The organism is Archangium gephyra (assembly GCF_049060025.1).
GTDB lineage: Bacteria > Myxococcota > Myxococcia > Myxococcales > Myxococcaceae > Archangium > Archangium gephyra_A.
The window spans coordinates 10,164,343-10,186,123 of sequence record NZ_JBMEQQ010000002.1 but is presented as its reverse complement, the minus strand read 5'-3'; the positions used below and the strand labels follow the sequence as shown (position 1 = coordinate 10,186,123).

Annotated in this window: 21 protein-coding genes; 15 read left to right on the top strand and 6 right to left on the bottom strand. The window is 68.1% G+C overall.

All coding sequences use genetic code 11. The features are described 5' to 3' along the window. Positions 1 to 12 precede the first annotated feature (12 nt). The 7 genes from ACN28I_RS44490 (at position 13) to ACN28I_RS44460 (ending at position 7,814) form a co-directional block, all read left to right on the top strand. Positions 13 to 780 carry an ABC transporter ATP-binding protein gene (locus ACN28I_RS44490; RefSeq protein ID WP_420947943.1) on the top strand — a complete coding sequence of 256 codons (768 nt, stop codon included), beginning with the start codon at positions 13 to 15 and terminating at the stop codon, positions 778 to 780. 2 nt (positions 781 to 782) lie between these two features. After that, positions 783 to 2,882, top strand: coding sequence for an ABC transporter permease (locus ACN28I_RS44485; protein WP_420947942.1), 2,100 nt, complete (start codon positions 783 to 785; stop codon positions 2,880 to 2,882). A 4-nt stretch (positions 2,883 to 2,886) separates the two neighbouring features. Then, positions 2,887 to 4,188, top strand: a complete 1,302-nt coding sequence (locus tag ACN28I_RS44480) for an ABC transporter permease (protein WP_420947941.1) — start codon at positions 2,887 to 2,889, stop codon at positions 4,186 to 4,188. 5 nt (positions 4,189 to 4,193) lie between these two features. After that, the gene (locus tag ACN28I_RS44475; RefSeq protein ID WP_420947940.1) at positions 4,194 to 4,982 is read left to right on the top strand and encodes an outer membrane lipoprotein-sorting protein; all 789 of its coding nucleotides are present in this window, start codon (positions 4,194 to 4,196) and stop codon (positions 4,980 to 4,982) included. Continuing rightward, positions 4,979 to 6,496 carry a hypothetical protein gene (locus ACN28I_RS44470; protein ID WP_420947939.1) on the top strand — a complete coding sequence of 506 codons (1,518 nt, stop codon included), beginning with the start codon at positions 4,979 to 4,981 and terminating at the stop codon, positions 6,494 to 6,496. Before ACN28I_RS44475 ends, ACN28I_RS44470 begins: the two co-directional genes overlap by 4 nt. A 167-nt stretch (positions 6,497 to 6,663) precedes the next feature. Then, complete coding sequence (locus ACN28I_RS44465; RefSeq protein WP_420947938.1) at positions 6,664 to 7,122, top strand: hypothetical protein; 459 nt, start codon at positions 6,664 to 6,666, stop codon at positions 7,120 to 7,122. A gap of 113 nt (positions 7,123 to 7,235) precedes the next feature. Further along, entirely contained in the window at positions 7,236 to 7,814 is a 579-nt protein-coding gene (locus ACN28I_RS44460) for a hypothetical protein (protein WP_420947937.1), read from the top strand. On the opposite strand, the gene ACN28I_RS44455 is transcribed toward ACN28I_RS44460, so the two are convergent. Together ACN28I_RS44455 and ACN28I_RS44450 are read right to left on the bottom strand one after the other, a co-directional pair. Next, positions 7,808 to 8,905 carry an EAL domain-containing protein gene (locus tag ACN28I_RS44455; RefSeq protein WP_420947936.1) on the bottom strand — a complete coding sequence of 366 codons (1,098 nt, stop codon included), beginning with the start codon at positions 8,903 to 8,905 and terminating at the stop codon, positions 7,808 to 7,810. The genes ACN28I_RS44460 and ACN28I_RS44455 overlap by 7 nt on opposite strands. A 9-nt stretch (positions 8,906 to 8,914) precedes the next feature. Next, entirely contained in the window at positions 8,915 to 10,363 is a 1,449-nt protein-coding gene (locus ACN28I_RS44450) for an LVIVD repeat-containing protein (protein WP_420947935.1), read from the bottom strand. A 179-nt stretch (positions 10,364 to 10,542) separates the two neighbouring features. Between ACN28I_RS44450 and ACN28I_RS44445 the strand changes: the two genes are divergently transcribed. Then, complete coding sequence (locus ACN28I_RS44445) at positions 10,543 to 14,043, top strand: tolB protein precursor protein (RefSeq protein ID WP_420947934.1); 3,501 nt, start codon at positions 10,543 to 10,545, stop codon at positions 14,041 to 14,043. 53 nt (positions 14,044 to 14,096) lie between these two features. Here the strand turns inward: ACN28I_RS44445 and ACN28I_RS44440 are convergent, their stop codons facing one another. Next, a complete protein-coding gene (locus tag ACN28I_RS44440; protein ID WP_420947933.1) occupies positions 14,097 to 14,567 on the bottom strand; it encodes a hypothetical protein in 471 nt (156 codons plus the stop codon). A 142-nt stretch (positions 14,568 to 14,709) separates the two neighbouring features. Here ACN28I_RS44440 and ACN28I_RS44435 point away from each other — a divergent pair, with 142 nt between their 5' ends. Then, positions 14,710 to 15,960, top strand: coding sequence for a phospholipase D-like domain-containing protein (locus tag ACN28I_RS44435; protein WP_420947932.1), 1,251 nt, complete (start codon positions 14,710 to 14,712; stop codon positions 15,958 to 15,960). Positions 15,961 to 16,101: 141 nt separating this feature from the next. Next, on the top strand, positions 16,102 to 17,940 hold the full coding sequence (locus ACN28I_RS44430) for a CotH kinase family protein (protein WP_420947931.1): 1,839 nt from the start codon (positions 16,102 to 16,104) through the stop codon (positions 17,938 to 17,940). Between the two features lie 82 nt (positions 17,941 to 18,022). Here ACN28I_RS44430 and ACN28I_RS44425 read toward each other — a convergent pair whose 3' ends face one another. From ACN28I_RS44425 to ACN28I_RS44415, 3 genes are all read right to left on the bottom strand, one after another. Beyond that, entirely contained in the window at positions 18,023 to 18,229 is a 207-nt protein-coding gene (locus ACN28I_RS44425) for a hypothetical protein (protein WP_420947930.1), read from the bottom strand. A gap of 160 nt (positions 18,230 to 18,389) precedes the next feature. Further along, positions 18,390 to 18,920 (bottom strand): DUF2243 domain-containing protein, encoded by a 531-nt coding sequence (locus ACN28I_RS44420; RefSeq protein WP_420947929.1) that lies wholly within the window; start codon positions 18,918 to 18,920, stop codon positions 18,390 to 18,392. Between the two features lie 20 nt (positions 18,921 to 18,940). Beyond that, positions 18,941 to 19,201, bottom strand: a complete 261-nt coding sequence (locus ACN28I_RS44415) for a hypothetical protein (protein WP_420947928.1) — start codon at positions 19,199 to 19,201, stop codon at positions 18,941 to 18,943. Between the two features lie 246 nt (positions 19,202 to 19,447). Between ACN28I_RS44415 and ACN28I_RS44410 the strand changes: the two genes are divergently transcribed. From ACN28I_RS44410 to ACN28I_RS44390, 5 genes are all read left to right on the top strand, one after another. Next, entirely contained in the window at positions 19,448 to 19,885 is a 438-nt protein-coding gene (locus ACN28I_RS44410; protein WP_420947927.1) for a hypothetical protein, read from the top strand. 42 nt (positions 19,886 to 19,927) lie between these two features. After that, a complete protein-coding gene (locus ACN28I_RS44405) occupies positions 19,928 to 20,617 on the top strand; it encodes a hypothetical protein (protein ID WP_420947926.1) in 690 nt (229 codons plus the stop codon). A 109-nt stretch (positions 20,618 to 20,726) separates the two neighbouring features. After that, a complete protein-coding gene (locus ACN28I_RS44400) occupies positions 20,727 to 21,056 on the top strand; it encodes an ArsR/SmtB family transcription factor (RefSeq protein ID WP_420947925.1) in 330 nt (109 codons plus the stop codon). Further along, positions 21,053 to 21,496, top strand: a complete 444-nt coding sequence (locus ACN28I_RS44395; RefSeq protein WP_420947924.1) for an SRPBCC family protein — start codon at positions 21,053 to 21,055, stop codon at positions 21,494 to 21,496. The genes ACN28I_RS44400 and ACN28I_RS44395 overlap by 4 nt, the downstream gene beginning before the upstream one ends. After that, a complete protein-coding gene (locus ACN28I_RS44390; protein ID WP_420947923.1) occupies positions 21,493 to 21,777 on the top strand; it encodes a hypothetical protein in 285 nt (94 codons plus the stop codon). Before ACN28I_RS44395 ends, ACN28I_RS44390 begins: the two co-directional genes overlap by 4 nt. Positions 21,778 to 21,781: the final 4 nt, after the last annotated feature.

The window sequence follows — 21,781 nt, the reverse complement described above, 5'->3', positions numbered from 1 at the left end:
GACCGCCCCGTCATGACCCAGCTCACCGCCGTATCCGGCACCGGCGCCGCCACGCCCATCGTCTCCCTCACCGACGTCACCAAGACGTACACCCTGGGCAAGGTGGAGGTGCCCGCGCTCCGGGGTCTGTCGCTGGAGGTCTACCCCGGCGAGTTCATCTCCATCGCCGGCCCGTCCGGCAGCGGCAAGACGACGGCGCTCAACCTGATTGGCTGCGTGGACACGGCCAGCTCGGGCGTGGTGAGGGTGGACGGCCAGGACACCAAGAAGCTCTCGGAGCGGCAGCTCACGGACCTGCGGCTGCACACCATCGGGTTCATCTTCCAGAGCTTCAACCTGGTCTCGGTGCTCAGCGTCTACCAGAACGTGGAGTTCCCCCTGCTGCTGCAGCGCAAGCTGGGCGCGGACGAGCGCCGCCAGCGGGTGCTGACGCTGCTGGAGCAGGTGGGCCTGGACAAGCACGCCAAGCACCGCCCCAACGAGCTGTCCGGCGGCCAGCGGCAGCGCGTGGCGGTGGCGCGCGCGCTCGTCACCCGGCCCAAGCTGGTGCTGGCCGACGAGCCCACCGCCAACCTCGACTCCGTCACCGGCCAGACCATCATCGACCTGATGAAGGAGCTCAACCGCAAGGAGGGCACCACCTTCATCTTCTCCACCCACGACGCCAAGGTGATGAACCACGCGAACGCGGTGGTGCGGCTGGCGGACGGGAAGATCCTCGACCGCATCACCCCGGCGGAGGCCCAGAAGGCCCTGGCCGGAGGGGCGGAGGGGCACTAGCGATGGGACAGCTCAAGCTGCTGGTGCAGGTGGCCTTCCGCAACCTGTTCACGAGCTGGGTCAACGTCATCATCGGCGCCATCATCCTCTTCGGCACCCTGCTGGTGGTGGTGGGCGGCGCGGTGGTGGACAGCCTGGACGAGTCGATGAGCCGCAGCATCATCGGCAGCGTCGCGGGCCACCTCCAGGTGTACTCGGAGAAGTCCAAGGACTCGCTGGCCCTCTACGGGAACATGGGCGGCGAGGCGGATCTGCGCGTCATCGAGCGCTTCTCCGACATCAAGAAGGTGCTGGAGCAGCACCCCAACGTGAAGACGGTGGTCCCCATGGGGACCAACAGCACCATGCTGATGTCCGGCAACACGGTGGACCTGACGCTGTCACGCCTGCGCGGCCTCTACAAGCAGGCCGCCGCCGGGGAGACGCCCGAGCTGCGCGCGCAGATCGACAGCCTCAAGTCGCACGTGCGCCAGATGCTCGCCCTGCTCGACAAGGACCTGGAGCGGCGCAACGCCATCGCCGCCGAGAACGCCATGGATCCCGCGGACCTGCGGGCCCTGGAGCGCGCCCGCACCCCGGAGTTCTGGGAGGGGTTCGAGAAGGACGCGCTCGCCTCGCTCGAGTTCCTGGAGAACCGCATCGCCCCGCTGGTGACGGACGGAGACATGGTCCCCCTGCGCTACCTGGGCACCGACCTGGTCAACTTCCAGAAGACCTTCGACCGGATGCGCATCGTGGACGGCACCCCGGTGCCCGAGGGCCAGCGCGGCCTGCTGCTGCCCAAGTACGCCTACGAGGAGTTCTTCAAGCTGAAGACGGCGCGCCGGTTGGACATCATCAAGGAGGCGCGTGACGTCAACCACCGGAAGATCGCCGACGACCCCGACCTCCAGCGCCGGTTGAAGGAGAACCAGACCCAGACGCGGGAGCTCCTCTTCCAGTTGGATCCGCTCAAGACGCAGCAGGCCATCGCGCGGCTGAACAAGGCCCTGGGGAGCAACGAGACGGAGCTGGAGAAGCTGCTGGTGGCGTTCTTCACCATGGACGACGCCACCTTCGACACGCGCTACCAGCAGTTCTACGCGGAGCTGGTGCCCTTGCTGGACCTCTACCGCCTCCGGCCCGGGGACGAGCTGCCCATCACCTCCTTCACGCGCACGGGCTACGCGCGCAGCGCCAACGTGAAGGTGTACGGCACCTATGAGTTCACCGGTATGGAGAAGTCCCCGCTGGCCGGCTCGCTCAGCCTGATGGACCTCATCACCTTCCGCGAGCTGTACGGCTACCTGACGATGGACCAGAAGGACGAGCTGGAGAAGCTCCAGGCGGCCAGCGGCGTGAGCGAGGTGCAGCGCCATGACGTCGAGGACGCGCTCTTCGGCGAGGACAGCTCCCTGGTCGTCGAGAGCGTCTCGGGCACCATCAACGTGGATGCGCAGCTCGAGGACGCCGCCCAGGCCCGGCGCCAGCAGGAGGCGGCCCTGCGCAAGTACACCCAGCAGGACATCGACGAGGGCGTGGTGCTCCATGCCGCGGTGATGCTGAAGGACCCGGAGACGCTGGAGCAGACCATGGCCGAGCTCCAGGAGGCCTCGAAGAAGGCCGGGCTGCCGCTCAAGGTCGTCTCCTGGCACCAGGCCTCGGACCTCGTCGGGCAGATCATCGTGTTGGCCAAGCTGGTGCTCTACGCGGCCGTGTTCATCATCTTCGTGGTGGCGGTGGTGATCATCAACAACTCGGTGATGATGGCCACGCTGCAGCGGGTGCGGGAGATCGGCACCATGCGGGCCATCGGCGCACGGCGCGGCTTCGTGCTGGGCATGGTGCTGCTGGAGACCACGGTGCTGGGCCTGGTGTTCGGCGCGGCGGGCGCGCTGCTGGGCACCCTGGCCGTGAAGGGACTCGGCGTGGCGGGCATCCCCGCCTTCCACGAGTCGCTGTACTTCTTCTTCTCCGGCCCGCGCCTCTTCCCCACCCTGCAGGCCTCCAACATCATCACCGCCCTCGTCATCGTCGTCGGGGTGTCCGCCTTCTCCACCTTCTACCCCGCGTTCCTCGCGACCCGGGTCTCGCCCCTCCAGGCGATGCAGACGGACGAGTGAAGCCATGAATCAGCTCCTGCTCATCGCCCTGCGCAACCTCGGCTCGCACAAGCGCCGCACGCTGCTGCTGGGCGGCGCCATCGCCGGTGTCACCGCCCTGCTCGTCATCCTCATGGGGCTGGCCAACGGCATCCAGACGACGACGGTGGAGACCGCCACCACGCTCATGACCGGGCACGTCAACGTGGCCGGCTTCTACAAGGTGACGGCCGGCCAGTCCGCTCCCGTCGTCACGGCGTTTCCCGCCCTCCAGCAGAAGCTCCTCCAGGAGGTGCCCGAGCTGGATTACATGGTGCAGCGCGGGCGCGGCTACTCCAAGGTGGTCAGCGACACCAGCTCCATGGACCTCGTCCTGGGCGGCATCGACGTCCAGAACGAGACGGGCTTCCGCAAGGCCCTGATGATCCGCCAGGGCCGGCTGGAGGACCTCGCCCAGCCCAACACCCTGCTGCTCTTCGAGGAGCAGGCCAAGAAGCTCGAGGTGAAGGTCGGCGACACCCTCACCCTCTCCTCCCCCACCATGCGCGGCACCAGCAACACCGTGGACGTGCGCGTGGCCGCCATCGCCGCCAACGTGGGCATGCTCAGCTCCATCTTCTGCTACCTGCCCAACTCCACCCTGCGCGGCCTCTACCAGATGCGCGACGACGCCACCGGCGCCCTCCACCTCTACCTCAAGGACACCGCCGACGTTCCCGCCGTCCAGGCCCGCCTCATGAAGCGCCTGCCCGAGCTCGACTACAAGGTGCTCGACCACAACCCCAACCCGTTCTTCATGAAGTTCGAGTCCGTCAACCGCGAGGGCTGGACGGGTCAGCGGTTGGATGTCACCAACTGGGAGGACGAAATCTCCTTCATCACCTGGTCGGTGAAGGCGCTCAACTGGCTCACCATCGGACTGCTCGTCCTGCTGCTCATCATCATCAGCGTGGGCGTCATGAACACGATGTGGATCGCCATCCGCGAGCGCACCCGGGAGATCGGCACGCTGCGCGCCATCGGGATGCAGCGCGGGTGGGTGATGTTGATGTTCCTCCTCGAGGCCCTCCTGCTGGCGCTCTTCGGAACGCTGGGCGGCGCGGCGCTGGGGCTGGCCGTGTGCCTGGGCCTGAACGCCGCCCACCTCACCATGCCCATGGCCGTCCAGGTCATCATCATGTCCGAGCAGCTCCGCTTCGTGGTGGACCCGTCCGCCGTGGCCGGCTCCGTCGCCGTCATCACGCTGTGCACCACCTTCGTCTCGCTCATTCCCTCCTTCCTCGCCGCGCGGATGAAGCCCGTCACGGCGATGCACCACATCGGGTGATGATCATGACCCTGCGCAACCTCTTCGGCGCCGTGCTCGCCGCCGTGCTGCTCGCCGCTCCCGCCGTCAGGGCCGCCGACATGAAGGACCCGGCCGAGCTCGCGAAGCTCCTGCGGACGCTCGATGAGCGCCAGCGCAACGGCGGCGACTACAAGTCGTTGATGTACATCGAGCAGAAGGAGAAGGACAAAACGGACGTCGTGCGCGAGGCCGTGGTGTACCGCCGCGACGCGAAGGATCAGCTCATGATCCTCATGACCAAGCCCAAGGGCGAGGCCGGCAAGGGCTACCTCCGGTTGGAGAAGAACCTCTGGAGCTACGATCCCAACACCGGCAAGTGGGAGCGGCGCACCGAGCGCGAGCGCATCGCCGGCACCGACAGCCGCCGCGCCGACTTCGACGAGTCCCGGCTCGCCGAGGAATATGACGCGGCCTTCGAGGGCGAGGAGAAGCTCGGCAAGTTCACCGCCATGAAGCTCGTCCTCACCGCGAAGCAGGGCGTGGACGTGGCCTACCCGGTGGTGCACCTGTGGGTGGACAAGGAAACGTCCAACATCCTCAAGCGCCAGGAGTACGCCCTCTCCAAGCGGCTGATGCGCACCGCCTACTTCCCCAAGTGGATGAAGGTCTTCAGCGAGTCCAAGAAGTCCGACGTCTGGTTCCCCCAGGAGATGCGCTTCTATGACGAGGTGGAGAAGGCCAACTCCACCGTCATCGTCGTGAAGAACGTGGACCTGAACGCGCTCGAGGAGAACATCTTCACCAAGGCCTGGCTCGAGAGCAAAAGCCGATGAGCACCCGCACCACCCTGGCGCTCGCCGCGGCCCTCGCCGCCCTGCCCGCGTTTGCCCAGGAGCGCCCCCGCGAGGAGGACCTCTTCGGCGGTGAGGCCGCGGCGGACGCCCCCCGCCCCGACGAGAGCGCCCTCTTCGGGGACGACGCCCCCGAGGCCCCTCCGGCCTCCACCGACGACCGGGACGCGCGGGCACTCGACGGCCCCGCGGCCACCAACGCCTTCGACACCGAGGAGGCCATCGAGGACCCGCTGAAGATCGGCGGCCGCTTCTACCTGCGCGCCCTCTCCCAGGGGAACGAGGGGGTGTCCTTCGGCAACACCTCCTTCTCCGCCCCCATGCTGGTGGATGGCTACTTCGATGCCCGCCCCACCGACCGGCTGCGCGGCTTCGTGCTCGGACGGCTCACCTTCGACCCGACCCGTAGGGAAGGTTCGGGCAGCCTCCTCCCGTCGGGGACGTCCTCGTCCACCGCCTCCGCCGCTCCCCGCGTGCTCCTGGACCAGGCCTGGCTGCGCTTCGACCTGGGCCACACCCTCTTCATCACCGCCGGCAAGCAGCACGTGAAGTGGGGCACCTCGCGCTTCTGGAATCCCACCGACTTCCTCAGCCCTCAAGTGAGGGATCCGCTCGCCCTCTTCGACGCGCGCACCGGCGCCACCATGCTCAAGGTGCACGTGCCCTGGGAGGCCAAGGGCTGGAACTTCTACGCCATCGGCCTGCTCGACAACGCCGGCCCCGCGGGCACGCTCGGCCAGGTCGGCGGTGCCGCTCGCGCCGAGGTGGTGCTCGGCCCCGCGGAGCTGGGCATCGACGCCGTGCTCCAGCGCGGCCGCAAGCCCCGCTTCGGGCTCGACTTCTCCTCAGCCCTCGGCCCCATCGACATCTATGGTGAGCTCGCCCTCCGCAGGGGCTCCGACACGCCACTGTACCGGCTGCCCTCGGACGTCTCGCTCGGGGATCTGCTCGGACAGGTCGAGGGCAACGGCGGCCTGCCTCCCGACCTCGGCGCGCTCCCCATCGAGGCGTACTACCCGGACGGCTACACCCCGCAGGTGAGCGGCGGCGCCACCTGGACGTTCGCCTGGTCGGAGAGCGACACCGCCACCGTGGGCGTCGAGTACTTCTTCAACTCGACGGGCTACCCCACCTCCCTGGCCTACCCGTACCTGCTCTTCCAGGGCCAGTTCCAACCCTTCTACCTCGGCCAGCACTACGCCGCCGTGTACGGGCTCCTCGCCGGGCCGGGCTCCTGGGACGACACCAACTTCATCCTGTCCAACCTGGGCAACCTCTCCGACCGCTCCTTCCTCACCCGCCTGGACGTGACGCACCGCGCCCTGCGCTACCTCAGCATCGAGGCCTTCGTCGCCGTCAACTATGGCCAGAAGGGCGGCGAGTTCCGCTTCGCGCTCGATCTCCCGGCCATGCGCAGGGGTGAGCAGGTGATACCGCCCGTCGTCGTCGCCCCGCCCACGCTCCAGGCCGGCGTGGGCCTGCGCATCGACCTCTGACGCACCTCGTCCGCCGTGGCTGTACGCCCCAAGCCCCTGGAATCAGGGGCTTTTTCGTGGGCAGTGGGGAGCTGGGCAGAATTTGGCTCCCCCGCCACGCAACTTCCCCGGGGACCGGGCGATAATGGCTTCAAAGCTTTTGCGTCCCTTTTCCTGAAAGGTGCCCCATGTCCTTCAACGTGAACAACCGGACCCCGCCCGCTGCGACCGCGCGTACGGCCACCGCCGCGAACACCACTCCGAGCGCGAGTGAGCTGACGGACCAGGGTGTCAAGACCTCCAAGGAACTGACCTCGGGCGGTAGCTACAACATCGGCGTCAACAAGGACTCCGACAAGACCAAGGTCGCCGAGGCCCTCGTGCAGATCGCCGGCGACAAGGGCGCCCAGTACGCCAACACCATCGAGGGCCTGGGCAAGGCCTTCAAGGGCCGCGCGCTCGAGGGCATCCAGAAGGAGATGGGCGCGTGGCTGAAGGCCAACCCGAACGCCACCCAGAGCCAGGTGTTCGAGCAGGCCACGAAGACGCTCTACAAGCACACGATGATCAACCAGCAGTTCAAGCAGACCATCGACCAGATGGCCAGCGCCGCCATCTCCCGCATGAAGGACACCTTCGAGGGCTGATGCGTGACGTCCGGCGGGGCTGAGCGGTTCGCCTGCTCGCCCCTCGGACGGATGGACGGAGGCTCGGCCTCCGGGCTGTACCGGTTCGTCCGGCTGTGGACACGTTTGGAGGGATGAGCCTTCTCGCACTCTCCCTGACGCTGTTCCTCGGACAGACCCCTGCCCAGGCGCCGACCCTCGAGGAGCTGGAGCGCACCGCACGTGAGCTGGAAGTGAAGCAGCTCCGCGCCCAGATCGAGCTCCTTCAAGCCGAGTCGGAAGCCCAGCAGTCCCAACAGCAGCAGGACCAGGAACGCCTCCAGTCCCTGGAGCAGCAGGACACCACCGAGAGCGCCCGGGCCCAGGCCCTGGAGCAGCTCCGGCAGCAACGCCTGGAGCGCCTGCGCAGCGGCTACCAGTGGATGGTGACCGCGGACCAGTTGCTCGAGGAGGGTGACTTCTCCGTCGGACCGGCGCTCACCTCTGCACGCCAGGACATCTCCGAGGCCCTCGCCAGCGCCGCCGAGACCGGCCGGGGTGACACCGTGCGCCTCATCGAGAGCGCGCTGAACCGGCTCACCCGGCTCGAGGAGAACGTGGAGCAGCGCGACATCTACCGGGCCCGCCTGGAACTGCAGACCGCCGGCTTCGAGTTACATCAAGCCTGGCGGCTCAGCCTCCAGCGCTCGGGCGCCACGCTCGTCAATCAGTAGTAGTGCGGCGTGACCGAGGCCGGCGGGCTCGCGGGCCTCGCGATGAGGTAGCCCTGCACGAAGTCCACCCCGTGCTCGCGCACCCACCGCAGCTCCTCCGGCGTCTCGATGCCCTCGGCCACCGTGAGGATGCCCAGCTTCTGCGCCAGCTCCAGCAGCTTCTCCGTGATGGAGGCCTTGTAGCTGTCCTGGTGGATGCCCCGGATGAGCTCCATGTCGAGCTTCATGATGTCCGGACGCAACTGGTGGATGAGGTTGAGCGAGGAGTACCCCGCCCCCAGGTCGTCCAGCGCCACCCGGAAGCCCGCCTGCCGGTAGTAGGCGATCAGCGACTTGAGGTGGTTGGCGTCCGGCGTGTGGTCCGACTCGATGATCTCGAAGACCACGTGGCTCGGCGGGATGCCCACCTCGGAGATGGCCGCCACCGTGGAGCGCAGGCAGAACGCCGGATCGTAGATGGCCGTGGGCGTGAAGTTGATGAAGAGCGGCACCTTCAGCCCCAGCCGGGCCGCCTCGCGCACCGCGGACAGCCGCGCCGCCAGGTCCAACTGGAAGAGCAGATCCGCGTCGCGCGCCAGCGTCAGCATCTTCCCCGGGAACACCAGCGCCCCATCCCGCTCGAGCCCGCGCAGCAGCGCCTCGTAGGCGTACACCTGGCGCGTGTCCTTCGCGTGGACGATGGGCTGGTAGTGGCTGGTGACGCGCTTCTCGGCCAGCATGTCCACCAGCCACCCCGAGCGGGTGATGGTGAAGAGCTGCGGCAGCGAGCCCACCCGCGGGAAGTCTCCCAGCCCCGGGGCGCCCTCGCCCTCGACGAAGAGCGCGCGCGTGGCCCGCGACTCCTCGCCCGTCAGCGCGCCCATGACGTCGGCCACGAAGGCACTCAGCTGCGCGCCCTCCAGCCGCACCGCCACGCAGCGATCCTGCGGCATGGCCTGGTGCTCGCGCCCGGAGTCTCCCATCTGGCGCACCAGCTTGCCGTAACTGTGACCCAGCGGCAGCCAGAGGAAGAGCCGGCCTGGCCCCTCCAGCTCCAGCTTCTCTGGAAGGGACTGGCACCGCTCACACGACTTCGACACGGTCTGGCTCATGCGCCTCGCTCACTGCTCACGGAAGACGAGCAACCCCCGCGACGTCTCGGTGGCGTAGATGTACCCGTCACCGGGCACCTCCACCCCGCTGAGGCCGTCCAGGAACGCACGTCCCCGGCCTGAATCCGTCTCCCGCCACGTATTGTAGTAGGCAATCTGCCGGGGTGTGCTCGGGTTGGACATGTCCAGGACACGTAGACCATCCTGGTTATGAGCCACGTACAACTTCGTGCCCACGAGCGTCAAACCGGCCACCGTGGACTCCGGCCGCATCTCGAACCGGCCCACCTCGGTGATGTGGGCAGGATCCGACACGTCCAGGGCGCGGATGCGGGAGCCCCAGCCCTCGCTCGCCTCGAAGGCGATCGTTCGATCTCCAATGACCCCCGCCGCCACCGGACGGCTGGAGGCCTTGTCGTACCCGAAGTGCCCCTTTGCCTCCGGTTTGCTCACATCCGTCACGTCCACGACCGCCAACCCATACGCCCAGTGACCCACGTAGAGCCGGTTGTTCAGGACGACCCCCTCGACCGGGGCCTCTCCCGCCTGGGGGTCGGTGTCCGGGACGTAGTAGCGCGTCAGCACCGTGGGATCGGCCGGCGTGGAGATGTCGAAGATGAGCACCTCGGCCTTGGGCGAGGGCGACATCATGTAGAGCCGGTCCCCGTCCATGAACAGGCCCCAGCCCTGCAGGCCGGAGCTCGCCGTGGGCAGCGCCTTCACCCGCCGGGGCGCCGAGGGCGTGCTCACGTCATAGACGAGGAGCCCCTCGGTGTTGCTCGAGATGTAGAGCGTCTGGCCCTTCACCCAGGAGCGGTTCCAGGTGTCATTCGTCGGGGAGATCTCCGCCACCTTCGTGGGACTGGCCGGATCCCTCACATCGTAGATGAAGAGGCCGTGCGACAGCGCCGTCACGTAGGCGTACCCGCCCGAGACGAAGACGTCCATGGGCGTCCCGCGCGGCACGGCCGTCTCCGACACGAGCTCCATGCCGGACGCCTCCTGCTCGCCCGCCACGCGCTTGATGCGCACCGCCTCGAAGGTGCCCTTGAGGTCCGCCTCGCCGTTCACGCACCGGCGGAACTCGCCCTTCACCTGCTCCGGGGTGGGGGCCTGACAGCCCGCGACCGCCAGGCGGATGGAGGAGGAAGAACCGTTGTAGTCACTGGCCAGGAAGAAGGTCTCTCCCTCCACCTTGCGCTCCGTGAGCGGGGCCCCGAAGAGCAGGGACTTGGAGGGATCCGACGACAGGAGCATCGCCGCCGGCGTGTCGAGGCCGTCCAGCGTGACATTGGACTTCCAGATGCCGTCGGCCTGAATCGATGCGAAACCCGACCGGTCACATGCGGACAGTTCGAAGGCCTCGAGCTCGCACTCGCGCTTCACTTCTTCCGTGCGCGGGCAGCCAGGGAGGGTGAGGAGCAGGGCTCCCGCCGTGACAACCAGATAACGATTCATGCGCCATCCATACCGGGCACCGGGACGATGCGAAAGCATTGGTTCACCCAACACCCGGAGGGGCGGGTCCGTGCAACGCTGAGCAATCGTACAGAAGCGCTCGGCTGCCCACTCGTCTATATGGGGAAGCCTGCCTAGGTTCGCTCAGTCCCTCGTCTCCCCACCCGGGAGGTCGCCCTGTGAATCGTCGTCTTCTTACCGCCACCGTCTTGGCCCTGGTCCTCGCAGAGGCCGCCGTGGCTCAGGTCTATGTCATTCCACGTCGTGCCCAGCGCACACCGGTGCACACGTACGAATTCGACTGGAAGCACATGGACATCCTCGTCGGGCCCGAGGCCGAGGGTGTCGCCGCTCCAGCGGCCCACCGGGCCCACATGCAGCCGCCCGGCGCTCCGGGTGGCCCGACGCCCAACTCGCCCACCACGCCGCAGATGCGCTCGCCGGGCGTCCCCACCGCCGACGCGAAGCAGATCCCCAAGGGCGGCAAGCAGGGTGAGGAGGGCACCGGCGGCAGCCCCGTGGAGTCCATCGAGCCGGGCAGCCCCACGCCGGTGGTGGACAACCGGGATGGCGGCACGCCCATGGCCACGGGGAGCGAGCTCTACGTTCCCATCGCCCTGTCCGCGGACGGAGGCACGCCGGACGGCGGCCCGGCCTACGCCACGTCCCTGGGCGTGAAGAGCGGCGGCGTCCGCTTCTACTTCTACGAGAGCGAGCGGAACGTGGCCCAGTACGCCGCGCCCCAGCTCGAGGAGGCCTACCGCTACCTCGTGGACCGCTTCAAGTTCGTCCCCACGCAGACCTTCCCGTACATCCTCTACAGCAGCTACCAGGAGTTCCTGCAGACCAACGTCTTCGCGGTGTCCGAGGGAACGCTGGGCGTCACCAGCACCCAGGGCAACCTGGAGCTGGCCCTGCCCTACATGGGGGACCACCGGCTCTTCGGGGAGATCAGCTCCCACGAAATGGCCCACCAGTTCACCATCCAGAAGGTCCGCTTCCTGGCGGAGCAGGCCAAGGTGCAGGGGGATCCGCTCAACGCCATTCCCCTCTGGTTCATCGAGGGTCTGGCCGAGTTCTACGCCAAGGGCGGGTTGGATCCCGAAGGCGAGATGATGGTGAGGGACCTGCTCATCAACCCGGACCTGATGCGCGGGTACGCCTTCCTCGACTTCTGGTCGCCCGGGCCCTACGGCTTCCTGTGGATCTACAAGGTGGGCCAGGCGCGCTGCCAGTTCCTGGAGGAGACGTACGGGGCGGGCTTCATCCAGAAGGTGCTCGACAACTCGCCCAAGCTCATCTCCGGCACGGCCGGGACGCCGAACCTGGCCTTCGAGGGGCTGGTGGAGATGCTCACCGGGGATGAGCCGCAGAAGGTGGGCGCGAAGTTCGAGGCGTGGCTGAAGCAGCGCGCCTACCGCACCTACCTCAACTCCGAGCAGTCCACGCCCCAGATGGAAGTGCTGCGCGAGCGCAAGGGCATCGTCACCTCGCTCAACAGCTCGCCCAATGGCCGGCTGCTCATGTACCGGAGCATCATCCCGGAGACGGGCCAGAGCCAGCTCATCATGCTGGACCCGCGCGCGCCCCAGGAGAGCGTGAAGGTGCAGGGGGACGGCGTGCCGGGCTACGAGTCGCTGCACCCCGTCTTCGGGCGCAACTTCGCCCTCACGGACGACAAGCTGGTCTTCGTGGCCGAGTCGCTCTCGCGCGACATCATCTATGTCCAGTCCTTCAAGCACTCCGCCGAGCCCATCTCCATAGGAGGGACGCTGCCGTCGATGGGCCGCAGCCCCTACCTGAACAACCCCTCCGGGCTGCGCAAGGAGCCGCCCTACAAGGTGCGCTTCGACCTGGGCGAGCGCGTGGCCTACAAGCTGAAGGACCACGGGCTGATCGCCGCGTACTCGCCGGCCTTCTCGCCGGACGGCAAGCAGCTCGCGTTCATCGGCCTGAACGAGGCGGGCACGCGCGACGTGTACGTGCTGCCGCTGGACCAGGGCATGGACGTGGAGCCCCAGCAGCTCACCCACGACGTGTACGCCGAGCGCAGCCTCACCTGGGGCCAGGCGGGCATCGTCTTCACCTCGGACGCCACCTCGCACGGCTACTACAACCTCTTCCGGGTGAAGCCGGAGGCCGCCGACAAGGTGGAGCGCCTCACCAGCGAGCCGAGGGATCACTCGGATCCGACGGTGACGCCCGACGGCCGCCTCTTCTTCGTGGCCTACGAGAAGAGCCGCTCGGACCTGCACGAGTACACCGGCGGCGGCGGCATCGTGCGGCGCACGGACGTGACCACCGGCCTCTTCGAGCCGAGCCCCGCCCCGGATGGGAACCTGTGGTTGCTCTACCACGTGTCCGGTGAGCGCAAGCCGACCCTGCTGCGCTCGCAGCAGCTCATGAACCTCGAGGTGGCGCAGGCCAAGGCCGAGGCGGCCCCGCCGAGCCCCCTGCCCCAGCGCTCGTTGGTGGGGGCCACGCCGTACAAGCCCTTCGCGCGGGAGAACATCGATCTGGGGCCCATCATGGGCTTCGCCGGCGCGGGTGGCGGCGGCTTCTACGGCCAGGTGTTCGCCTCGGCCACGGACCGGATGCGCAACCACGCCATGTTGATGCAGGTGGCCGTGTACGGCTCGTTCGAGCTGACGGACGGCTACCTGATGTACATCAACCAATCCAGCCGGACGATGTACGGCCTGGGGCTCTTCCAGTCCCTGCGCTTCCGCCTGGACCGGACGCTGAGCCAGTACCGCGGCCGGCTGCCCTACTACGCGCTGGTCGCCGGTGAGCGCTTCTTCGGCGCCACCACGCTCGCGCGCTACCCGCTGAGCACCTTCACCTTCCTGGAAGGCAACCTCAGCATCGGCGGAGCCTCGTACTTCCTCGACCCGACGACCTCCTTCTTCCTCAACCTGGAGGAGGTCAACGGCATCGGCGACATCTACTCGGAGTGGCAGCGGAACCGGCCGAACATGCGCTTCCAGACGGAGGGCTCGCTGGCCTTCGGGTACAACACCCTGCGCTACCACTACACGGGCGTCCCCATCTCCGGCACCTCGTTCCTGAGCGAGGTCACCACCGGCGTGCAGCCCTTCAACGGGGAGTTCTACGGCAACCTGCGCCTGGACGCGGAGCGCTACTTCCCCATCCCGCTGGGCAGCACCCACCTCATGCTGCGCGGCGGCGCGGGCACCAGCTTCGGCGGACGCTTCTCCCAGTCCTTCTATCTCTCCAGCTTCGACACCCTGCGCGGCGTGCCCTTCGGCAACGAGCAGTGGCTGCTCGGCCAGCACTACCTCTACTCCACGCTGGAGCTGCGCGTACCGCTGGATGCGCTCATCCGCATCGCCTTCCTCAACACCCTCATGGGGGTGGCGGGCTTCGACGTCGGTGGTGTGGGCAGCTCGGCCCGTGAGCTGTGGAACCGGCGCGTGCTCGATGCCGCGGTGGGCGTCAACGTGGGTCTGGGTCCCATCCTCCTGCGCCTGCACTTCGCCTACCCGTTCGACATCAACGCCCCCGCCGGCCGCCCGTCCGACAAGTGGGTGACGCAGTTCTCCATCGGCCTCGCCGGGCTCGAGGGCTACCTCTTCAAGGGACACGGAGACCCGTCCCCCAGGAAGAAGGCCCCCGCTCCTCCGATAACCCTCGGCGGGCCGCGCATCGGCTCGCTGTAACGGGGCTCGTCGTACCGGGCTCGGGGTGGGGGCAGCCCCTCACCCCGGCCCGCTCAGGACTGGGCCGCCACCAGCGCGGCGTTGGAGCGCGCCAGCGGGCCTCCCTCGTGGGGAATCCGCTCGAAGTCGCCGCGCAGCGCCTTGAGGGCGAACTTCTCCAGATCGATCTCCCGCCGCGTCCGGACTCCCAGGGCCCGCACCAGCCCCGACAGGGGACCGAAGCCGAGGAGGCCGTGCTGCAGCAGCAGCCCCGCGGCCACCCCGCTCACCAGCTTCCACCTCGGGCCGTCCTTGGCCGCCAGCACCAGCCCGAGCACGGAGACCGCCGAGGCCGCCACCGTCACCACCCGGTTCAGGTCCCACTCCTTCTCCAGCTTCTCCAGGTAGCGGCTGATCTCCGAGCGGTCCATGTGCTCGGCCATGCTTTGGACGCACTTCTCCACCCGCGCATCAATCCGCCGGTTCACCCCGTCCGGTGTGTGGGTACGCACCGAATCGGTCGACGTCTGGTTCCAAGACTCCATCTCGCCTCCCTCCAGGCTGGCAGGCCATCTGTGCGAAGGTAGGGACGCGGGCGCACACGGGTCAGGAGAGGCGGCCGGGCCCGGCCGTCTGCCCGCCGGTTCCCCCTGCTCGGCCCGGGGACCGATGCCTAGCTTGGCCGACGTGAAACGCCTTCCAAGCTTCCTGCTCGCCTGCCTGCTCGGTACCGCCTGCGTCCACCGCGACCATCCCCAGTCCCTGCGCGTCTACGATGACGTCCCGGTGTCGGGGCCGGAGCTGTCGCTGGCCCTGTACCAGTCCGTGGGCGTGGGGCTGCGGTCCGGTCACACGGTGGAGCTGGTGCAGGACGCCCGCATCCTCGAGCGGCTCGAGGCGGAGATCCGCCAGGCCCGCGAGTCCATCCACCTGCTCGCCTCCAACTGGCAGCCGGGGGAGGCCTCGGAGCGCCTCCTGCGAGCGTTCTCCGAGCGCCAGGAGGGCGTGGTGTGCCGCATCCTGGTGGATCCGATGCACAGCCCGGGCTTCCGGGAGACGGTGGGCACGCGGCTCGTCCAGGCCGGGTGTGAGGTCCGTGCCTTCCGGCCCTTCGTCGGCTCGGAGGTGGTGTTCAATGACGAGCGGATGGAGGCGCGCAACCACCGCCAGCTCGTCATCCGCGATGGACGCAGCGGCCTCACCGGAGGCTCCGGCGTGGGACCGCAATGGGGTGGCGCGCGGAAGCCGGTGGAGGCGTGGCGCGACACCTATGTCCACGTGGAGGGCCCGGCCGTGCGCCAGTTGCAGCAGGCCTTCGCCCGGGACTGGCTGGAAGCGGGCGGAGGGCTGCTCCCCGAGTCGGCCTTCCCCACACTCGAGCCGCGCGGCGAGGCGCGTGCGGGCTTCGTCGCGAGCACCGGCTCGCCCTCGCTCAGCCACTCCGAGCGCATGGTACAGGTGCTGATGGCCGCCTCCCGGCGCCGCCTGTGGCTCACCAACGCCTGCTTCGTCCCCACCGCCGCCACCGTGGACACGCTCATCCGCAAGGCCCGCTCGGGCGTGGACGTGCGCATCCTCGTGCCCGGCTACGAGGCCACCGCCGGCGTGCTCGCCGCCCAGCGCGCCTCCTATGAGCGCCTGCTGGAGAGTGGCGTGCGCCTCTGGGAGTACCAGTCCGCGCCCCTCTACGCCCGCACGCTCGTCGTGGACGACCAACTGACGGCCGTGGGCTCCAACAACCTGGAGCCCAACGCGAACGCGATGCTCGAGGAAGGGGCGCTCGTCGTCGAGGATGAGCCGCTCGCCCGCGCCCTCGCCGACAGCTTCGAGCGCGACCTGTCGCACGCGGTGGAGATCCGCCGGGACGAGTGGCGGGAGCGCGGGTGGCTGGATCGCATCGGCTCCGCGCTTCCCCCGTCGTCCACCGGTTGCCGCTGAGCGGGTAGTCCGGAGCCCAGCCCGGACAACCGCCACCCCAGATGGGAGAACCCATTTCCCCTCCGGGGGCCTGCATCATCCGCCACCGGACAGAGGGAGGCCCTGAGGCACCGGGCATCCGACTTGCTCGAACAACGCGCGATGAGATTCGCGCGCCTGCTCTGCACCCTGTCGGTTGTCTGGCTGTTCGCCTGTGACTCCGAGGTCACCGCTCCGCCCTCGGTGGATGGGGAACAGAACTCCATCACGGACAACCCCGAGCCCCAACCGCAGGGGCCGCGGAACGAGAACCCGCCGCCGCCTCCGCCACCTCCTCCTCCGCCACCTCCTCCTCCTCCACCTCCGCCGCCACCACCACCACCGCCGCCTCCGCCTCCTCCGGTACCCGAGGAAGAGCGGGCCTTCGTGCTGCCGCCGGTGCAGGAGTCCTTGCAGGAGTACGAGCTCCTCCTGCCGCCGGACGTGCTGGAGAAGTTCTACACGGACAAGTACACGCCCGAGCAGGACGCCATCTTCCGCCACGCGGGGGTGAGCTATCCGGTGAAGGTGCGCCTGCGAGGCGCCTCGGCCCGTGACTTCCCCAAGAAGAGCTGGAACGTGAGCTTCGAGAACGGCACGCGGTTCGAGGGGCGCAACTCGCTCAACCTCGTGGCCGAATACCAGGACGCGTCACTGCTGGCGGAGAAGCTCTCCTATGATCTGCTGGCCGCCATGCGCCTCCCGGCACCGCGCGCGAAATACGTCCGGCTGAGCATCAACGGCCGCTACGAGGGCCCCTTCCTGGACATCGAGCAGGTCAACAAGTCCTTCCTGCGCGCCCACGAGTTCCCGGACGACGATGCCTCCATCTACCGCGCCGGCTGGAAGGACACCGAGCTCAAGCTGCGCTCCTGGAAGGTCCCCTATCAGGGGGACTGGGTGAAGAAGACGAACGAGAAGGAGCCCGACGACGCGCTCGACGAGGTGCTGTACGTCATCAACCGCACGCCCGAGCCGGAGCTGCCCGAGGCGCTCGCGCGGCACCTGGAGCTGGAGTGGTACCTGCGCTCCATGGTCATGGACGCGCTCATGGCCAACAACTACGTGGAGGACTCGGAGAGCTACTTCATCCACGACCGGGTGACGGGCCGCTGGGTGTATGTGCCGTGGGACCTCAACAACGTGGACGCGCGCTGGTGGCACGAGATCCCGATCGTCGAGGAGCAGGTGCCGCTCTACAAGCACCAGCTCTTCTCCTTCACCCTCACCGACGGGGCGGTGGCCACCCGGTACCAGCACCGCAAGAGCATCCACCCGGGCTACCTGCCCGTCTTCAGCAACCTGGGCACCCGCGTGGTGATGAACCCGGAGCTGCGCGAGCGGTTGGTGGCACGGCTCGACAAGGCCATGAACGAGCTCTTCACCCTCGAGGTGATGGGAGCCTACATCGACAAGTTGCACGCGCTCCTCGAGCCCCACATGGCCGAGGACCCGTACATGAGCTACGCGAAGTTCCAGAAGGGCCGCATCTGGATGAGGGACTTCGTCCGCCTGCGCCGTGAGTTCATCCAGAAGGAGCTGGAGCGCTACCGCGCGCACGAGCCCGGCCTGGTGCTGGAGGCATTGGATGCGCACGAGGGCTGGGTGGAGCTGCGCAACCGGGGCACGGTGCCGGTGCTGCTCGGGGGCATGGTGCTGACCACGAACCTGCGGCGGAGCATCCCCGAGCTGCTGAGGCCCGAGATTCCGGCGCAGACGCCCGAGGAGCCGCCGTCGTATGGCCCTCCCGCGGGCACCGTGCTGCCGGAGCTCACGCTGGGGCCGGACGAGCGCGTGCGCTTCTCCGCCACCGAGCTGGGTCTCACCTTCACGGCCGATGGGGAGCTCGGCATCTTCGATGGGAAGTCCGTGGTGGGGATGAAGGACGTCCTCTTCTACGGGAAGCTGCCGGACGGGAAGCACTACGAGCGCGCCGGGGATGGGAGCTGGCAGGTGCGCTGAGTGGCCCGCGCCAGCGGACGTGGGCCCGGGGGGGCCCCGCCGCTGGCGCGAATCACCGCGTACGAGGGAGGCACGCGGAGGCTCAGTACGTGTTGCCGGCCTCCTCACCGATGGCCAGGGTGGTGATGGGGCCACCACACTCCTCACCGATGGCCTTGCTGGTGATGGGACCACCGCCCTCTTCACCCACCGCCTGGGTCGTCATCTCCGGGTAGCCGCCGCGCACACCTTCCAGGTCCTTCGCGGGCAACTCGTAGTCGATGAACGTCTTCTTGCCAGTCTTCTTCATCACGTTCTCCTTTGGGAGCGAGTGCACCCGGGGATGTGGGGTGCATTCGGCTGGGATGGAGCACGTGGGTGTGACTTGTGAGACGGTCCCCGGCCCTCCAGGACAGGCCGCCTGGACGCTCGCTCACCGCTCCGGACGGCCCCCCTCCTGACTGACGAACCTAGGCCCGCCGCTCGATCAGCCGCTCGCGGGAGGAGAGCACTGGCGCGCCACGGGGCCGGGTGTCCTTGCGGCCCGCCCGCACCAGGCCCCACCCCACCGCCACCAACAGGGCTCCGAAGAGGAGGAAGCCCACGTCCCACGCGAGCTGCCCCGCTCCGGGGTGGACGTGGTGGATGCCCAGCAGGTGATGGTCGATGAGCCCCTCCACCAGGTTGAAGGCGCCCCATCCGATGGAGAGGGAGCCGACGAAGGTGCGGGTCGACCAGGGAACCTCGGGGCGCTGGCCCGCGCGCCACAGGAGGCCGAGGCCAATCGCCGTCACGAGCCACGTGAAGGCGTGGAAGAGGCCATCCCAGAACATGTTGACCTTCATCGCGACGAGGTCCGTGGGCGGGATCTGGCTCGAGAGCATGTTGTGCCACTGGAGCAACTGGTGCAGCAGGATGCCGTCGAGGAAGCCGCCCAGGCCCGTGCCGAGCAACACGCCCGCCGAGATGACGGCCCCCTGATGCCGTGGAATGCCAGCCATGGACTTCCCCCTTTGCGCGGTCACGATGGGCGCCCGGACTCGTTCCTGGCGCGTGCGGAGGTCATGCCCGAGGGCGGTAGCCCGATGCGGTACAGGAAGGCACTGAGGGCGCCGATGAACAGGAAGGGCACGACCGCCATCACCAGATAGCGCCAGAAGCCCTCGCCCAGGACCGACGCCCTGACCACCTGGGATGTGTCGCAGTTGGGACAGGCGGACGCGGCCGTCGCCACCAGCAGGCTCGCGAGCAACCCGAAGGATTCGAGCCGGCTGTGTCTCATCGGACGGACCTCCGGGTGGATGCTTCGCTCCCAGGGTGCGCACGGCGAAGGCACGGACGGGAGGACCAGGCAGCCGGATGAGGGATGGGACGCCAGGGGATTCCTCGCGGGAGTCCGCCGCACGGGACGCGGGATGCGGACCGGGAGATGGGGCGAGCGCGCAAGTGCGCCAGAAGTCTGGGACAGATGATGGCAGGGCCAGTGCAACCCGGAGGAGCCAGTCCCCTTGGAACAAAGGATCCTCACATGGTTCGCATGATGTCCGCCCTGCTCCTCGTCGTCCTCACCACCGGCTGCGCGAGCACGACGATGATTCGCTCCGATCCCAGCGGCGCCACGGTCCGGTCCCGCTCCGGGGAGCGCCTCGGCAAGACGCCGTACGAGCACAGCGATTCGGCCACCGTCAATCACACCGAGAGCTTCGTGCTCGAGCTGGAGGGCTTCGAGCCCGAGTACGTCACCATCAAGCGCGACCAGTGGAACGGCGTGCGCACCGCGGGCGGAGTCATCGGGGGGCTGATCATCTTCCCCGTCTTCGCCACCCTGCTCTGGGCCACCGACTACAAGGAGGCGTACCACGTGGAGCTGCGGGAAGCGCCGGAGCAGCCGGAGGAAGAGGCCGTCCGGCCGGTCCGCGCGTCCCGCCGCGCGGTGCCCGAGCGTCAGCGCAGCACCCGCCGCTGAACGGGATGGCAAAGGTGTCCGCCGCGGGTAGGCTCGTGGCGGATGCACGAACTCCCCGCCTCGCGTCCCGCCCCCTCCCGGTGGCGGCAGGCGCTCATCGATACCTTCCTGACCGTCCTCCTCATCGGGGGAATCCTTCTCTGGTTCCCCTTCATCAGGACGGAAGGCGCCTGGGCGCAGCTCGGAGGCCCCTCCTTCTTCGGCCTCGCGGTCGCGCTGGCGCTGGTACCGGCGCTGCTCGTCAATCACCTCTCGTTCCGGTTTTTCGACGCGGCCATCGAGCGGAGCGGGGAGCTCGCCGCCGAGCGCGGTGGCGGTCCGGACGCCGCCACCGAGTTGCTCGTGCAGATGCGGCCCTTCCGCTCGCGGCGCGTGCGCCAGGCGACGACCTTCCTCGTCTTCTTCAACCTGCTCGCCTCCTCGAGCGCGCTCGCGCTGTGGCACAGGCATTCCACCGCGCACGCCTCGGAGCGCATCGCGGTGCAATGCCAGGTCACCCGATTGAAGAAGGGAAGCGGCAAGGACCAGCGCTGGAGGGTGACGTTCGAGTGCCCGCTGCCCGGAGCAGCACCGGCGACGGCGCAAGCCCTGCTCCCGGAATGGCAGTGGGTTGCCAGTATGCCCCCGCCCCCCTCGCTCCGGGCCGAGCTCCAGCGCGGCGGGCTGGGTGGCTGGTTGGTGCCGCTGAAAACGGTGGAGCTCCAGGCGGCGCCCAGGCAGCAGCGGAACTGAGCCCAGCCCCCCCCCCACAAGACGAAGTCGAACGTCCTCCTCAGCAGCGCTGCCGGTGGGTCCGATCTGGGGACTTGACGACCCATAAGCGTTGGCTTATTGATCAGACATGCAGAGCGCGGCCGGACTCGAAGACAAGATCTTCCAGGCGCTGGCGGACCCCAGCCGTCGGGCGATCTTCGAGTCGCTCACGCGTGGCGAAGCAGCGGTGAAGGACCTCACGGCACGTTTCGACATCTCGCAGCCGGCGGTCTCGCAGCACCTCGCCACGCTGAAAGACGCCGGTCTGGTGAACAGCCGGCGCGAGGGGCGGTGCGTCTACTACCGGGTGGAGCCGCGCGGGATGAAGCCTCTCATCGACTGGATCTCGCACTACCGCGCCTTCTGGACGGAGCGCGTGGACCGCCTCGAACAACTGCTCGAGAAAATGGACCAATGAACCCCACCGACAAGACTGCCCCCTCACAAACGGCATCCATCTCCTTCGAGTTCGATTTGCATCATCCGCCGGAGAAGGTGTGGCGAGCGCTGACCATCCCCGAGCTGCTCACCGAGTGGCTTCTCCCCATCGTCGAGCTCAAGCTCGAACCGGGGGCCGCATTCGCCTTCAAGACGCAGCCGCAGCCCGGCTGGGACGGGACCGTGAACTGCCGGCTCCTCGAGATCGAAAAGCACAAGAAACTCAGCTACGCCTGGGTCGTCGGCGAGTTCCTCGACACCGTCGTGACCTTCACCCTGACGCCCACGGCGTCGGGCACCCGGTTGTTCTTGGAGCAATCGGGCTTCAGGCCTGACCAGAAGCAGAACTTCGGCGGTGCGCGCTACGGCTGGAAGATGATGGGCGGGAAGCTCGTCGACCTGCTCGAGAGGCTCTCATGAACTGGAACAAATTGATTCGAGAAACCCATCGCTGGCTGTCCATTGCCTTCACGGTGGCCGTCATTGCCAACATCGTCGCCATGCTCACCCAGAAGCCCGGCGCGGAGGCGGCGGGACAAGATCAGTCCGCCATGCTGGTGGGCCTGATGGCGCTGTTCCCACTCATCGTGCTCCTGTTCACCGGTCTGTATTTGTTTGCGCTGCCGTATGTGACCAGGTGGCGCAGGGCCGAGGCACCGGCGGCCGGGAACGCTCAGCCCCCACAATCGCAACCGGAGTGACGGC